The sequence below is a fragment of the Methylobacterium symbioticum genome (assembly GCF_902141845.1).
GTDB lineage: Bacteria > Pseudomonadota > Alphaproteobacteria > Rhizobiales > Beijerinckiaceae > Methylobacterium > Methylobacterium symbioticum.
This window is the reverse complement of the sequence record NZ_CABFPH010000042.1, coordinates 1-12,822: the sequence shown is the minus strand read 5'-3', so window position 1 is coordinate 12,822 and position 12,822 is coordinate 1. Positions and strand designations below refer to the sequence as shown.

Genomic DNA, 12,822 nt, shown 5'->3' with positions numbered 1-12,822 from the left:
GCGACGGAACGAAAAAGGGCGGTCCCAGCGGGGCCGCCCTTTTTCGTTCCGTCGCGACTCAGGCCGCCCGCGCGGGCAGCCGAACCAAGCGAGGGATGCGGAGCCGGCTGAGGGCCCGGCCGGCCCGGATGCCGGGCAGCTCGACCTGCCGGTGGACCAGGGCGGCGAGCAAGGTCGTCGCGACCGCCGCGGCGGGGATCAGCAGCGGCAGCCAGGCCGTCCCGATCCGGCCGGTCACGGCCGCGAGGTCGACGAAGAGCAGGCTCAGCACCAGCCCGTGCAGCAGGTAGATCCCGTAGGAGCAGGCGCCGAGCGCCTGCGCGGCCCCACTGCGGAGGATGCCGAAGCCGTTGCCGCAGGCGGCGCAGAGGAAGAAGGCGCCGTAGAGAATCAGCGCCGCGGGCTTGCCGGGCACGGCCTGGGTCGCGAGCGCGAGGGTCACGGCGCAGAGCCCGGCGAGGGCGGCGGCCCGGCCGCGCAGGTGGGCGGCGAGGCGCTCGCGCTGCGCGACCTCGTGGGCGAGCATCCCGACCGCGAAGAGCGGCAGATAGGTCACCAGGGGCAGCGCGCCCTTCAGGAGGGGGCGCAGCAGCAGGGCGCCGACGAGCAGGGCGGCCGGCACGGCCCAGCTCGGCAGGCGACCGCGGACCGCATCCATCGCCGCGGCGCAGACGGGCACCACGAAGAGGTAGAACAGCCCCTCGTACCAGAGCGACCAGAGCACGAAGGCGTTGATCTGACCCGCGCCGGCCTCGCCGAGGAGCGGCGGCGTGCCCTGGCAGGTCAGCCAGGTCAGAACGGCGTCGATCTCGTGGCCGAGGCTGCCGGCGGCGGCGAGGCCGCGGCGGGCCGCGATCAGGGCGACCACGAGGAGCACCGAGACGACGAGGGCCGGATAGATCCGGAACAGCCGCGTCAGATACAGGCCCGGCAGGTCGAGGGCGCGCAGGCCCTGCAGGATACGGGGATAGAAGACGTAGCCCGTGACCATGAAGAACAGGCCGACGCCGCCCGCGCCGAGATTGGTGAGGATCAGGGCGGGGAGGGGCCCCCACGGCACGCCGGAGCGGGCCACCTGCTGCCAGATCGCGAAATGGTGGACGAGCACGGCCAGGGCGAGGACGCCGCGCAGCCCGTCGATGGCGGGTACGGACGCGGATGGCTGCGGGATCAGCCGCGCGCGCAGCAGCCCGGTGGCGGCGAGCGCCGCCGCGCCATAGGCGAGCATCCCGCCGAGCAGGATGTCGGAAACCGGTCCCAGCACGGGCAACCCCCTCGATTGCCGTTCGGACCGAGGGTCGCCGCCGAAGCACGGCGGCGCAAGACGGCCCCGGTGCTTCTCGTGGTGGTTGTGTCTTTCGTGGCGCACTCGCTTTGGGTGTCGTTTCGGGTGTCGCGGCCGTGCTCTCAATGCGCCGCCGCGGGTGCCGAGGCGTCACCCGGAACCTCCAGCACGGCGCGCAGGCCGCCGAGGGTCGCCTCTTCCAGGCTGAAGCGCCCGCGATAGAGGGCGGCGAGGTCGGCGACGATCGACAGGCCGAGCCCCGAGCCTGGCTTCGATTCATCGAGGCGCTTGCCGCGCCCGAGCACCGCCTTGCGCGCGTCGGGCGGCAGGCCCGGCCCGTCATCCTCGATCGAGACCACGAGATGCGGGTAATCGTCCTTCGAGACGGCCTCGGCCCGGATCGCCACGCGCCCGTGGGCCCATTTCGAGGCGTTGTCCACGAGGTTGCCGACCATCTCCTCGAAATCCTGGCGTTCCCCGCGGAAGCGCAGGCCTGGTGGCACATGGACCTCGTAGGCGATGTCCTTGTCGCGGTAGATCTTGCCGAAGGTGCGCACCAGACCGGCCAGCGCCGGCTCGACCTCCGTCGAGGTGCCGAGCGTGCCGGCAAGCGCAGCGGCCCGGGCGCGATCGAGATAGTAGTTCACCTGATCCCGCATCACGCCGGCCTGCTCGCGGATCTTCTGGGCGAGATCCTCGGGCGCGTCGGCCGCGCCGACCTCGTTGACGATGATCGAGAGCGGGGTCTTCAGGGCGTGGGCGAGGTTGCCGACCTGGGTGCGGGCCCGCTCCAGGATCTCACGATTCGTCTCGATCAGGAGGTTCACCTCGCTCGCGACCGGGGCGATGTCGCGCGGATAGGTGCCGCTGATGTGGTCGGCCTCGCCGCGGCGGATGGCGCCGAGCGCCGCGCGCATCTTCTTGAGCGGCACGAGGCCGAAGCGGATCTGAAGGAGCGTGGTGAGCGCGAGCGACAGCCCGAGCAGGCCGAAGGTGACGTAGAGGGAGAAGCGGAAACGGTCGACGTCGTTGACGATCTCGTCGGCCGGCCCCGCCACCCGCACGGTGTAGCGGCCCTCCTCGCCGAGGTCGACGTCGCGCTCGATGATCCGCAGGGGGCGCTCGTCCTGCGCGACGCCGTAGCCCTGGCGGATCTGGCCGATGCCGGCCTTCCCGTCCGGGCTGGTGGCCGGCTTCAGCGGCACGCCGACCAGCGAGCGCGAGGTGCGCAGGTCCCGCGGCTTCGCGTCCGGCCGCCCGACCTGCCAGTACCAGCCGGACAAGGGCAGGTCGAAGCGCGGGTCGCCGAGCGAGAAGGACCGGCTCTCCGGGTCGCTCGGCGAGACGAGGTCGGTGGCGAGGTTGTTGGCGAAGACGAGCAGGCGGCTGTCGAAGGCGCGCTCGGTGTTCTCCCGGTAGAGGGTCGTCAGGATCCAGGCGGCGATGAGCAGGATCGCGGACGAGGCCAGAAAGGCCGAGACCGCGAGGCGCACCGCGATGGAGCGGCGGCGGAGCGAGAGGAACTGGAGGAAGGCGGTCATGGGCGAGGGGGTAAGGCGGGCGCACCGGCGCAGGCAAGCATAGGGCGTCGATCCGTTTCGGGGTATCGTGGGGACAGCCCGACGGGGACGCTCAGCCTATGGCGTTCAAGATCGACGACATGGAGACGGAGCATCTGATCCGCCTGCTCGCCGAGCGCCGTCGCGTGACGCCCGAGGCGGCGGTCAGGATCGCCGTGCGCAATCAGCTCGATGACGATGAGGCCGCCGCGCGGTCGTCGAGCGGGCCCGGCGAGCCTTCGAGCCCGCCCATGCCCTCATCCTGAGGTGCCCCTTGCCGAGGCTGCTGACGCAGCAGTTCGAGATGAGGCGCGGACGGGCTGAACGATCTCACGGACCGAACGGGGACGGTCTCGGGGATGTGGACTCCGTCAGCTTGACCGTGTGCAGATCCTCTCCCGACCCTGAGCAGTCCTTCAGTGCCAGCTTCTGACAATACGTGGTGTCGCGAACCAAAGAACGAGGGCCCCTGCAATCATGCAGGCGATCGAACCCGCAAGCACACCGATTTTGACCTCGGCTTCCAGCGCAGGAGTGTTCGCGAAGGCGAGCAGGCCGATGAAAAGGCTCATGGTGAAGCCAACACCGCACAGGAGTGAGACGCCGTAGACCTGACCCCAGTTGGCGCGCGCGGGCCGCTGCGCCAGTCCGAGCTTCACCGCAGCGAGCACGAAGCCGAACACGCCGACCTGTTTGCCCACCAGCAGGCCGAGGGCCACGCCGAGCGTCACCGGATCGAGCAGCATCCGCGGCTCGAAGCCAGCCAACGCCACCCCCGCGTTGGCGAAGCCGAAGACCGGCAGGATCAGGTAGGCCGACCAGGGATGAATGGCGTGTTCCAGCTTGTGCAGCGGCGATGTCGGGTCGTCCGGCTTGCCGATGCTGAGCCGCAGCGGGATGGTCATGGCCAGCAGCACGCCCGCCACGGTAGCGTGGACGCCTGATTTGAGCACGAAGAACCAGAGCGCGACGCCGAACAGGAGGTAAGGCCACAGACGAGCCACGCCAGCCCTATTCAAGCCGTAGAGCACGGCGAACGTCACCGTCGCTCCGCCCAGCATCGGCAGCGATAGGTCGGCGGTGTAGAACAGGGCGATGATCAGCACCGCTCCGAGGTCGTCGATGATCGCAAGCGCGGTCAGGAACACCTTGAGCGAGACCGGCACGCGAGGTCCCAGCAGCGCGAGCACGCCGAGCGCGAAGGCGATGTCGGTCGCCGCCGGAATGGCCCAGCCCCGCAGAGTCTCGGGCGAGGACCAGTTCACGGCCGCGTAGACCAGGGCCGGCGCCAGCATGCCGCCGAGTGCGGCCAGGCCCGGCAGGATCCGGTCGGACCACGTGCGAAGCTGCCCGTCCAGCATCTCGCGCTTGATCTCCAGCCCGACGAGCAGGAAGAACACGGCCATCAGGGCGTCGTTGATCCAGTGCAGCAGGCTCAGCGGGCCGAGATAGGTCTTGAGCGCAGCGAAATAGGTGTCCGCGAGGAGCGAGTTCGCCGTTACCAGTGCGAGCGCGGCGCTGGCCATCAGGACAAGCCCACCTGCGGCCTCTCCAGTCAGCAGGTTGCGGAGGGCTGAGGCAGGTCGGGAAGGGTGCGGCATGGGCATAGGTCTCCGCCGCTGGCGGCCCGACCAACGCAAAGACCTGCCGACCCGACACGGGCCGCGCACCCGGGGCGGGCTATTGCACCAAAGGCAGCCGCTCGCAACCTACCCCCCATGATCCCAGATGTCTCGCCGGAGGTCCGCTACCCACCCTCAGCAGCCATTCGCACGGCTAAGCTGATGGCGTCTTGACCCCGGTGCCTAACCCTCACACCCGCGCTGCGGGCTGGTTCGGATCGACGAGGTAGCCCAGGCCCCGCACGGTCTGGATCAGGTCGACCGCGAGCTTCTTGCGCAGGCGGCCGACGAAGACCTCGATCGTGTTCGAGTCGCGGTCGAAATCCTGGTCGTAGAGATGCTCGGTGAGCTCGGCGCGGGAGACCACGCGGCCGGTATGGTGCATCAGGTAGGAGAGCAGCCGGTACTCGTGGCTCGTCAGCTTCACCTGGTTGCCGTCCACGAAGACCTTGCCCGAACGGGTGTCGAGGGTGACGGGTCCGCAGGAGATCTGGCTGGAGGCGTGGCCGGCGGCGCGGCGCAGCAGCGCCCGCACCCGCGCCATCAGCTCCTCCATGTGGAAGGGCTTGGTGACGTAGTCGTCCGCGCCGGCATCGAAGCCGTCGACCTTGTCCGACCAGCGGTCGCGGGCGGTGAGGATGATGACGGGGGTCTTCACCCCGGCCCGGCGCCACTTCTGCAGCACGCTGACGCCGTCGGCCTTGGGCAGGCCCATGTCGAGGATGATGGCGTCGTAGGGCTCGCTCTCGCCGAGATAGCCGCCCTCCTCGCCGTCATAGGCCTTGTCGGCGACGTAGCCCGCCTCCTCCAGCGCGGCCACGACCTGCCGGTTGATGTCCTTGTCATCCTCCACGACGAGCAGACGCACGGCTCACACTCCGTCAGTACTGGCCGGCAACCTGGCCTGTCTTGGCATCCACCACCACGTGCACGAAATGCCCGTCGCGACGCAAGGCGGTGAGCATGTAGACGAGCCCGTCCTCATGACGGCACAGGCTCGCCCGCTGGATGTCGGCCCGCGGGATCACGGTCCGCGCCGCGCGGATCGCGGCCACCGGTTCGATCACGCGCTTCTCGGAGACCTCCTCGCGCATGTCGGCGGGCGAGAGACAGCCCTCGATCCGCGGCGGTGGAGAGGCGGGGGCCTGGACCGGCCGGGGCGTGCTCGCCGAGGTCTCGTCGGCCATCGTGCCGAATCCGCCCACGGCGAGCGCTGCCGCGGTCAGGCTCAGGGCAACGAGGGCGAGGGCGTGGCGCATGGGAAGAGCTTGTCGGCCAACGGCACTGAATGCCCCCTGAATATGCGCTGCCGGCGGGCGGAGCGCCGCTCCGGTCGGGGCTGGGATCGGTCGATGGGGGTCAGATGCGGATGTCATCGCTCGGGCGCCGGGTTGCGGAGCGTTACGAGTGAGGCGCGCCGCGGTTCCCGGCCGGTCAGCCCTGCGGCATCGCTGCGCAGGGAGGCGGGCAGGGCGCGGCCGCGTCGCAGGCGGACATGGCCGTGCCGGCTTGCGCTCCATCGCGCCCGCGGGCGCCCACCGAATAGGCGGCCTGCCCACATTGGGCCAGGAACAGAACGGCGCCGACGAGGCGGCTGGCGCGGCAGAGGCCGGCAAGGCAGCGGTCGAAGCGGGCGATCATCGGAGGTCTCCCCGGAGCAGGCGCCAGAGCTGGCGCACGATCGGCAGGCGATCGATCCCGAACTGGGCGACCGCGAAGGCCGCCACCGTGACCGCCACGGCGGCATGGCGCACGCGGCGGTAGAAGCGGGCCAGCGCCCGGCGCTCGATGCGCTCCTCGATCAGCTCGTCGAGGGCGCTGAGCCGATCCGGGTTCTGGCGCCGGATGAAGGCCCGCCATTCGGTGCCGAAGCGCACGATGCGGCGCTCCTCGTCCGGTCCGGCCTCATCCGGCCGGTCGGGATCCTGGACGTGCCCCATCGACGTGCCTCACGCAGGTGTCTCTCGGACACGCCTCTCGGATGCGTCTCCTGCCGTCGGGCCTCTTGGCGTGGCCCGGGCGAGCGGGAACGGTGCCAGTGCGCTCTCGGCCGAATGGGATACCGGTTCGGCGAACGAGAGCGCGTTGAGACAACGGCTCTAGCGGGCCGCGAGCCCCGCCGCGCCGAGGGCGGGCGCGAGGGTGTTGGCGGCGGTTGCGCCGGGCTCGAGGTCGAGCCGGCGGAACACCGTCTCGGCCAGTCCCGGCAGGCCGCCGGCCGCCCGGATCAGGAAGCCGGGCACCGTGTCGGCGGCCCGCTGCACCGCCGCCGCGATCACGGCGGAGCCGATGGGCACGCTGAGCACCCGCCCCTTGGCCGCGCCCTCGACGGCGTTGAGGGCGTAGTCGGTGACGTGCCGGACCATGCTCTCCACGACGCTGCGCGCGATCACGTAGCTGGCGAGCGGCATGAAGCGGGCGACGAGGCCGGTGATCAGGGCGACGAGGACGGGGCTCAGCACCGTCTCGACGGTCTCGGCCAGGGTGACGAGCCAGGCGCCCCAGGGCAGGACGACGGCGGTCCCCTCGGCCGCGACGGCCGCGTGGGGGCAGGCGCAGAGGAGGGCGGCCGGGACGAACAGGCGGATCATCGGGACATCTCCTGGGGGATGGATCGGGGCATCAGAGGCTGCGACCGGACGTGGCTCGCGCCGCGCCTAGCCGGCGCAGGAGGCCGGGGCCGGCGTGCGGGACGACGGGAGCGAGGATCGGTGTCGGGATCGCTGGATCGAGCACGTCCGCGACCGGGGCGGCGAGGGAGATCGGCGCCGCCTGCGCCGTTGGCCGGGGCAGCGCCTCGGCATAGGGCGTGACGAGCTGGTCGGCCTCGGCGCGGCGGCGACCGCGGATCGCGGCCGGCGTGTCCCACCAGAGCAGGGCCGCGCGCGCGCCGGGCAGGTCTCCCGCGTTGAGGCGCCTCACGAAGGTGGCGCGGGCGAAGGCGTCGGGCCCGATATTGTAGCAGACCGAGACCAGGGCATCGAAGCTGTGCGGGGGAACCGCCACCGCGAGCGCCGCGCGCACCGCCGCGGCATAGGCCTCGACATCGCGCGCGAAGATCGCGTCGCACTCGGCCGCCGTGATGGTCAGCCCGCGCCGCACCGCGGGCGGCCCGGCCGCCGCGGTGTGGCCGATGCCGATGGTCCAGATCCCGGCCGTGTCGCGATAGGCGGTCAGGCGCCGGCCCTCCCGCGCGATCAGGACGGCCGTTCCGATGGGGCTGAGGGTCATCGACCGATCTCCGTTCTTGAGGATTCATCGCGTGAGGCCGCCGCCGGCCCTCGGTGGGGCAGGGCCGACAGGGTCATCGGAGCGTGTGCGGGCGAGGGCGCTCAGCGTCCTGGAGCCGAGCTTGGCTCGGTCAGGGGGCACCGCTATAGACCGCCGGCGCGACGGCCAATGCGGGATGTGCCATGGATCAGAAATGGATCGGGATTCACGATCATTCCGATTCTGCTGTCCGGTGGCTGGATGCTGGCGTGTCCTACACGTGGCTGAGAGCATTCGAGCAGGCGCAGGATATCGAGACGGTCGCCTACCTGCGCGAGCATCACTACAGTCGTGATCTGGAAATCCCTGTTCGCAATGTCCGGTACTGTTTTCGAAATACCGAATTTCCGGATTGGGCCGAAGCCATCATCCGCGAGCAGCCGTCGCTGATCCTGTACAACCTCTGCTATTATAAGGCCGGGGCCCCGATCATCCGCCGGCTGCGCGAGGCGCTCCCCGCCACCTTGCACGTGATCCGAATCCACCATCAGGTGACCTACTTGGCCGCCCATGAAGGATTCGCAGAGTCGGTCCTCGCCTGTGATGTCGCGATCGCTCCGACGTCCGGCCAGATCCCTGCGGTTCGCGATCTCGGATTTCGGGGGCCTGTCCACGCGCTGCCGTTCGGCATCGATGCCGAGGCGATGGCACGCACGGCGCGGCCCTTCAGGGAGCGCGACTTCGACCTCGTCTGCGCCTGCAACAGCCATCCGGCCCGGAATCGGTCCGTCGTCGAGGCGGTGCTGGCAGTCTTGAAGAGCCGGGGCCGCCGCGTTTGCAATTTTCAAGACATGACCCGGCCAGAACTCGCTGCGGGGCTCGGCCGGGCGAAGACGTTCTGGTTGTCCTCGCTGACCGAGGCGAGCGGGTCACGGATCATGCCCGAGGCCATAGCCGCTGGCTGCTATCCGATCGCATTCGAGGAATGTTTCACCGCCGAGGAATTGCTGCAGACCATGGGTGTCGGCTCCGTCATCAGGAGCGGGATCGCCTATGATTATCGCACGAAGACCACGTCGGTGCCGGACTCCGCGGTCGCCGATCTCGCGGACAAGCTCGAAGCGATCATCGTGCAACGCGACGCGGCTCCCGATTGGGCGCCGACACCCCTCGCCCGCGCCTATCATGAGCATCATGAAGTCGCCGACCTGACCGCGCTCCTGAGAGAGGTGGCGGCTCAGCCGAGGCCTTGAACGGTCCCGCGTCGCAATGCGACCCGTGCCGGACCGCCCGCGAGACGCCTGGCCTGACCTTCGGTGAACGACAGCATGATCGATGAGGCTGCCATGCCCCGAAGGCCGCACGCAGCGGGGACATCCGATCAAGGCCTACTGACGCGGAGTCTGATCGATCTCCCGGTGGATGCCGACGGTTATGCATTCAACCCGACCGTGTTTCGGTCGGCAGCGGGGCTTGTCTGCCTCTATCGCCATGTCGGAGCCGATGGCGTCCGAACCCTGCGCCGCTGCCGGCTCGACGAGGCGTTCCGGGCCTCGACCTACGAAATCTGGTCCGACGAGGTTCGCAACCTCGGTGGTGACGTGCGCTGGTATGCCGATCCGCGTGCGACCCGTCGCCGATCCGATACCTATGTCTCGTTCAATACGGGGCATTCCGAATGCCCGAACCAGATCTATCTCGTCCGGGTCGATGCGTACGGCGCGCCGCAGACGCCGCCGTTGCGGCTGGTCAAGCGTGACGGCCGTCGGGATTACGAGAAGAACTGGGGCTTCTTCGATTATGCGGGCGATCTGTACGCGATCTATGCGATCGTCCCCTTCGTGGTGCTGCGTCTGCGGTTCTCCGGCCAAGAAGTTCTGGGCGATACGGTCGCCGTCCACCATTGGGAGGCCGATCATCTGCGGCGGGCCTATGGACCGTTGCACGGCGGTGCAGCGCCGGTTCTGATCGGCGACCGGGGATATCTCGTCGCCCAATCGAATGTGGCTGGCGCAGCCGGCCAGATCTACCGCGGAACCCTTCTCACCTTCGAGGCGGTCCCGCCGTTCAGGCCGATCGCGGTCGCCCCCCAACCCTGCTTCACCCTCGCCGACGACGAACTCGCTCTTCGGCCCGGCACCCTGCTCAATCCTGCGATCGACACCTGCTTCTATCCCTGCGGCGCTCTGGCCGATCAGGACGGCCATACCCTGCTCGTCAGCTACGGGATCAACGATTTCCGCAGCGGCATCCGCCAGTACGATCTCGGCCGCCTCTCGAAAGGCCTGGTGCCGGTGGTCCGGACGCCCTGATAGCGTGATGGCAGGCGAGGCTGATCCTCACCGCGCGGCGATCTGCAGGCCAGCGAACAAGGACTCTGCGGCCGCGGCGTACCCATCGGCCCCGCTGAGGCGTGCGAAGATCTCCACGGTATCGCCGGCGTCGAGCTTCAGCACCGTGTCGAGCGCGATGGCCGTCACACCGTCGACGAGACTGCCCGTGGCCGCGCCGCGTCCGCGCCCCGATGGCGAGCCATTGCGGTAGGCCCGGATCTCGAAGGCGGAGGGAGCGCTCGATCCGTTGCGCTTGAAGCCGAGCGTCGCGCCGAAGCGGTAGAGGCCGCCTTCCGGAGCGACGAAGCGCTTGTCATCGGTATGGAAGACGCCTTGATCGTTGCTGTCGGTGGCGTTGAATGCGATCTTCGTCCAGGTGCCGGCCGACAGATAGGTGTCCGAGCTGGCTGTGGCGGCGAAGCAGGGCTGGTTGGTCAGGCGGGTCCAGCGTGTCCCGTCATGGCCCTTGAAGGCGCCGGCCGTGCTGTCGAAGACGAGCTGTCCGGCCGCCGTGCCGGCGCTCGGGGGGCTGGCCTGCGGCTGCAGTTCCAGGGTGCCGTTCGCCCGGACCTTCACGGCTGAGCGACGGGCCGTGCCGCCGAGCGGCGTCGTTTGAAAGTCGAGGTAGGTCCCCCAGGCGCCGGCCGTGAAATCCTCGTCCGCGCCGCCGTTGAACGCCACCGCGTTGCCGGAATAGGCGCCGCCCGCGTGAAAGCCGGAGCCGAAGAACCCGAAGAAGCGGTCGCCCTTCAGGATGGGCTGCGGTGCCCCGGCACTTCCGCGCGCAACGGCCGTCTTGATGACAACAACAGGGCCGAACGTGCCACCCGTGTCGTTGCCGTAATTCTCGAAGAAGAGCGCGTTGTTCGTCGGATCGCCGTTGGCGTTGTTGACGATGTGCAGGGGCGCCAGGGCGGGGCCGGGGCCGTTCACGGTGAGCCAGCCGGTATCGGCGCGCGCCGAGAGGGCCTGGACGAAGCGCGCGCCGTCCGGGCTCATCTTGAGGCCGAAGGCGTCCGAGCCGAGGGTTCCGAGCAGCGCGCGCGTCGAGAATCCGGTCTGGAAGACGAGGCCGGCATCCTTGCCCGCGTCCTGCTTGTTCACGGTGAGCCGCGTCGAGCCGGAGCCCGGCGTGGTCTCGTCCCAGGAGAACAGGGCGCCCTCCGCCTTCACGGCGAGGCGGTTGCCGGTATCGGCCACGGTGTTGATGCCGAGCCGCGCGAGGTTCTGCAGGACGGTGAGCGTGCTGCGGAAGCTCGTCCAGCCGGTGCCGGTGAAGGTGTAGAGGTCGGCCTCGTCCACGAGGTAGGCGAGCCAGCCGGGGCGGGGGGCGATACCCGTCCAGGCGCCGTCCTGGAACAGGGCGATCTGGCCGGACAGGGCCGCCCAGGCCCCGCCGGGCTCGGCCGCTGCGACGAGGTAGCGGTCGCCCTCCGCGGGAGCGGCGGGTGGGTTCGTGAGGTCCTTGTCGAGGCAGGCGATCTGCACGAGCGCGTCGAGGAGACTCAGCGCCTCGTTGTGGGTGACGTGCTTCTGCGCCTGCGCCGCCGCGATCAGCGGCAGCGCGAGGTTGCGCGTGGTCGACATGCGGCTCTCTCCAGGGCTTGCGAAGGATCATGCGGCGCGAATGGGCACGCGCGCGCGGCCGGGCGCGCCGGGGCCGGCGGCGGCGCCGATCTGGGCGACCACCACCTCGATCGTGGTCCGGGGCGCCCCGAAATCCGCGATCTCGTCGGCGCTCGCGTAGAGGACGCTCGGGCCCGCGGCGGTCAGGCGCCGCAGGACGCGCCCGTCATCGGCCAGCACGTCGAGGCGGTAGGTTTCCGCCGCCTCGTCGAGGGGGATCTCGGCGGGCTCCCAGGCATCGGCCGCCCGCCGCGCCCGCCGGGTCCAGGCGAGGCGCACGCCCTCCGCCTCGCGCCGCGCCCGCAGGTGCACGGGCGCGAGGCAGGTCAGCGCCGCAAGCCCTGCCGTCGCGGCGATCTCGACGAAGGCCGGGTCGCCGGGATCGCGCTCGGCCGGGCCGATGCGGTAGCGGAACGGCCGCCCCACCTCGTCGAGCCTGTCCACCAGCGGCACCACCGCATCCCCGTCGAGGCGCAGGATCAGGCTGCCCGCCGGGGCGCCGCGGCCCGCGGCCGCCTCGCTGTTGCCGAGCCCGCGCACCATGAGGCCGAGCCGGTAGCGCTCGGGCCCGATCAGCACCGCCTCGGCGGCGCCGAGGATCTCGACGCCGCCGTCGCGAGCGACCACGGCGAAGAGGTTGCCGCCGGCGAGCATCGCGGCCTCCTCGATGCTGGCGAGCGCCCCCGCATGGCGCAGGGTCACGTCGAGGCGGGCGCGGCGGTCCATCCGCCAGAGCGGGCCCGGCGGCAGGTCGGACAGGGTGCGCCCGAGACAGGCCGGGTGGTCGAGGACGGTGTGGAGGGCCAGCGGGCCGTCCGCGCCCGCGCCGCGCCAGACCGCGACCGAGCCGGGCCACGGATCGGCCGCCACGGCGAGGTATTGCAGAGCGGTCGGGCTGAACCGGTCGGCGGGCAGGTCGAGGGCGATGGCGAAGGGCCGCCCCGGCAGCGCGGGCGGCGGTGCGGCCGCTCCGGCGGGCGCCCGGTCGATGGCACGCAGGCCGGAGCCGTGCAGGGGCACGCCGCGGGTCTCGAGGCGCCGCCCGCCCGGCCCGTCATCGATGCGGACGATGCGCTGCAGCAGCGGACCGGCGGCGCGGGGGACGGGCAGAGCCACGAGGTCGCCCGGCTCCAGCGCCAGAAGGCGGGGGCTCAGGGCGAGGCTCGCGGTGTCGCGGGCGGCGATGG

14 protein-coding genes are annotated in these 12,822 nt (G+C 70.6%); 3 read left to right on the top strand and 11 right to left on the bottom strand.

Annotated features, from left to right (window positions below):
* Positions 1-58: 58 nt before the first annotated feature.
* Both MET9862_RS15225 and MET9862_RS15220 read right to left on the bottom strand, forming a co-directional pair.
* Positions 59-1,264, bottom strand: coding sequence for an acyltransferase family protein (locus MET9862_RS15225; RefSeq protein WP_142583758.1), 1,206 nt, complete (start codon positions 1,262-1,264; stop codon positions 59-61).
* 143 nt (positions 1,265-1,407) lie between these two features.
* Positions 1,408-2,826, bottom strand: a complete 1,419-nt coding sequence (locus MET9862_RS15220; RefSeq protein WP_142583757.1) for a sensor histidine kinase — start codon at positions 2,824-2,826, stop codon at positions 1,408-1,410.
* 98 nt (positions 2,827-2,924) lie between these two features.
* Between MET9862_RS15220 and MET9862_RS15215 the strand changes: the two genes are divergently transcribed.
* Entirely contained in the window at positions 2,925-3,110 is a 186-nt protein-coding gene (locus tag MET9862_RS15215; RefSeq protein ID WP_142583756.1) for a type II toxin-antitoxin system VapB family antitoxin, read from the top strand.
* A gap of 150 nt (positions 3,111-3,260) precedes the next feature.
* Here the strand turns inward: MET9862_RS15215 and nhaA are convergent, their stop codons facing one another.
* The 7 genes from nhaA to MET9862_RS15180 form a co-directional block, all read right to left on the bottom strand.
* A complete protein-coding gene (gene nhaA, locus MET9862_RS15210) occupies positions 3,261-4,445 on the bottom strand; it encodes a Na+/H+ antiporter NhaA (protein ID WP_142583755.1) in 1,185 nt (394 codons plus the stop codon).
* Positions 4,446-4,656: 211 nt separating this feature from the next.
* Entirely contained in the window at positions 4,657-5,334 is a 678-nt protein-coding gene (locus MET9862_RS15205) for a response regulator transcription factor (protein WP_142583754.1), read from the bottom strand.
* A 13-nt stretch (positions 5,335-5,347) separates the two neighbouring features.
* Positions 5,348-5,725, bottom strand: a complete 378-nt coding sequence (locus tag MET9862_RS15200) for a PepSY domain-containing protein (protein WP_142583753.1) — start codon at positions 5,723-5,725, stop codon at positions 5,348-5,350.
* A gap of 175 nt (positions 5,726-5,900) precedes the next feature.
* Positions 5,901-6,107 (bottom strand): hypothetical protein, encoded by a 207-nt coding sequence (locus tag MET9862_RS15195; protein WP_142583752.1) that lies wholly within the window; start codon positions 6,105-6,107, stop codon positions 5,901-5,903.
* Positions 6,104-6,406, bottom strand: a complete 303-nt coding sequence (locus tag MET9862_RS15190) for a hypothetical protein (RefSeq protein ID WP_142583751.1) — start codon at positions 6,404-6,406, stop codon at positions 6,104-6,106. Before MET9862_RS15190 ends, MET9862_RS15195 begins: the two co-directional genes overlap by 4 nt.
* A 159-nt stretch (positions 6,407-6,565) precedes the next feature.
* On the bottom strand, positions 6,566-7,057 hold the full coding sequence (locus MET9862_RS15185; RefSeq protein WP_142583750.1) for a hypothetical protein: 492 nt from the start codon (positions 7,055-7,057) through the stop codon (positions 6,566-6,568).
* Positions 7,058-7,088: 31 nt separating this feature from the next.
* Entirely contained in the window at positions 7,089-7,697 is a 609-nt protein-coding gene (locus MET9862_RS15180; protein WP_142583749.1) for a lysozyme, read from the bottom strand.
* Between the two features lie 182 nt (positions 7,698-7,879).
* On the opposite strand from MET9862_RS15180, the gene MET9862_RS15175 reads away from it, so the two are divergent.
* Complete coding sequence (locus MET9862_RS15175) at positions 7,880-8,929, top strand: hypothetical protein (RefSeq protein WP_142583748.1); 1,050 nt, start codon at positions 7,880-7,882, stop codon at positions 8,927-8,929.
* A gap of 63 nt (positions 8,930-8,992) precedes the next feature.
* Positions 8,993-9,988, top strand: a complete 996-nt coding sequence (locus MET9862_RS15170) for a hypothetical protein (RefSeq protein ID WP_142583747.1) — start codon at positions 8,993-8,995, stop codon at positions 9,986-9,988.
* Positions 9,989-10,015: 27 nt separating this feature from the next.
* Here MET9862_RS15170 and MET9862_RS15165 read toward each other — a convergent pair whose 3' ends face one another.
* Together MET9862_RS15165 and MET9862_RS15160 are read right to left on the bottom strand one after the other, a co-directional pair.
* Positions 10,016-11,596 (bottom strand): DUF2793 domain-containing protein, encoded by a 1,581-nt coding sequence (locus MET9862_RS15165; RefSeq protein ID WP_142583746.1) that lies wholly within the window; start codon positions 11,594-11,596, stop codon positions 10,016-10,018.
* 27 nt (positions 11,597-11,623) lie between these two features.
* Positions 11,624-12,822 (bottom strand): GTA baseplate fiber-binding domain-containing protein (locus MET9862_RS15160; protein WP_244612732.1); only part of this gene is annotated, 1,199 nt, incomplete at its 5' end.

What these genes read in the sequence shown, in the direction of transcription:
- MET9862_RS15220 (WP_142583757.1), bottom strand. Translation starts at nt 2,826, where the DNA reads ATGACCGCCTTCCTCCAGTTCCTCTCGCTCCGCCGCCGCTCCATCGCG.
- MET9862_RS15215 (WP_142583756.1), top strand. Translation starts at nt 2,925, where the DNA reads ATGGCGTTCAAGATCGACGACATGGAGACGGAGCATCTGATCCGCCTG.
- nhaA (WP_142583755.1), bottom strand. Translation starts at nt 4,445, where the DNA reads ATGCCGCACCCTTCCCGACCTGCCTCAGCCCTCCGCAACCTGCTGACT.
- MET9862_RS15200 (WP_142583753.1), bottom strand. Translation starts at nt 5,725, where the DNA reads ATGCGCCACGCCCTCGCCCTCGTTGCCCTGAGCCTGACCGCGGCAGCG.
- MET9862_RS15195 (WP_142583752.1), bottom strand. Translation starts at nt 6,107, where the DNA reads ATGATCGCCCGCTTCGACCGCTGCCTTGCCGGCCTCTGCCGCGCCAGC.
- MET9862_RS15190 (WP_142583751.1), bottom strand. Translation starts at nt 6,406, where the DNA reads ATGGGGCACGTCCAGGATCCCGACCGGCCGGATGAGGCCGGACCGGAC.
- MET9862_RS15185 (WP_142583750.1), bottom strand. Translation starts at nt 7,057, where the DNA reads ATGATCCGCCTGTTCGTCCCGGCCGCCCTCCTCTGCGCCTGCCCCCAC.
- MET9862_RS15180 (WP_142583749.1), bottom strand. Translation starts at nt 7,697, where the DNA reads ATGACCCTCAGCCCCATCGGAACGGCCGTCCTGATCGCGCGGGAGGGC.
- MET9862_RS15175 (WP_142583748.1), top strand. Translation starts at nt 7,880, where the DNA reads ATGGATCAGAAATGGATCGGGATTCACGATCATTCCGATTCTGCTGTC.
- MET9862_RS15165 (WP_142583746.1), bottom strand. Translation starts at nt 11,596, where the DNA reads ATGTCGACCACGCGCAACCTCGCGCTGCCGCTGATCGCGGCGGCGCAG.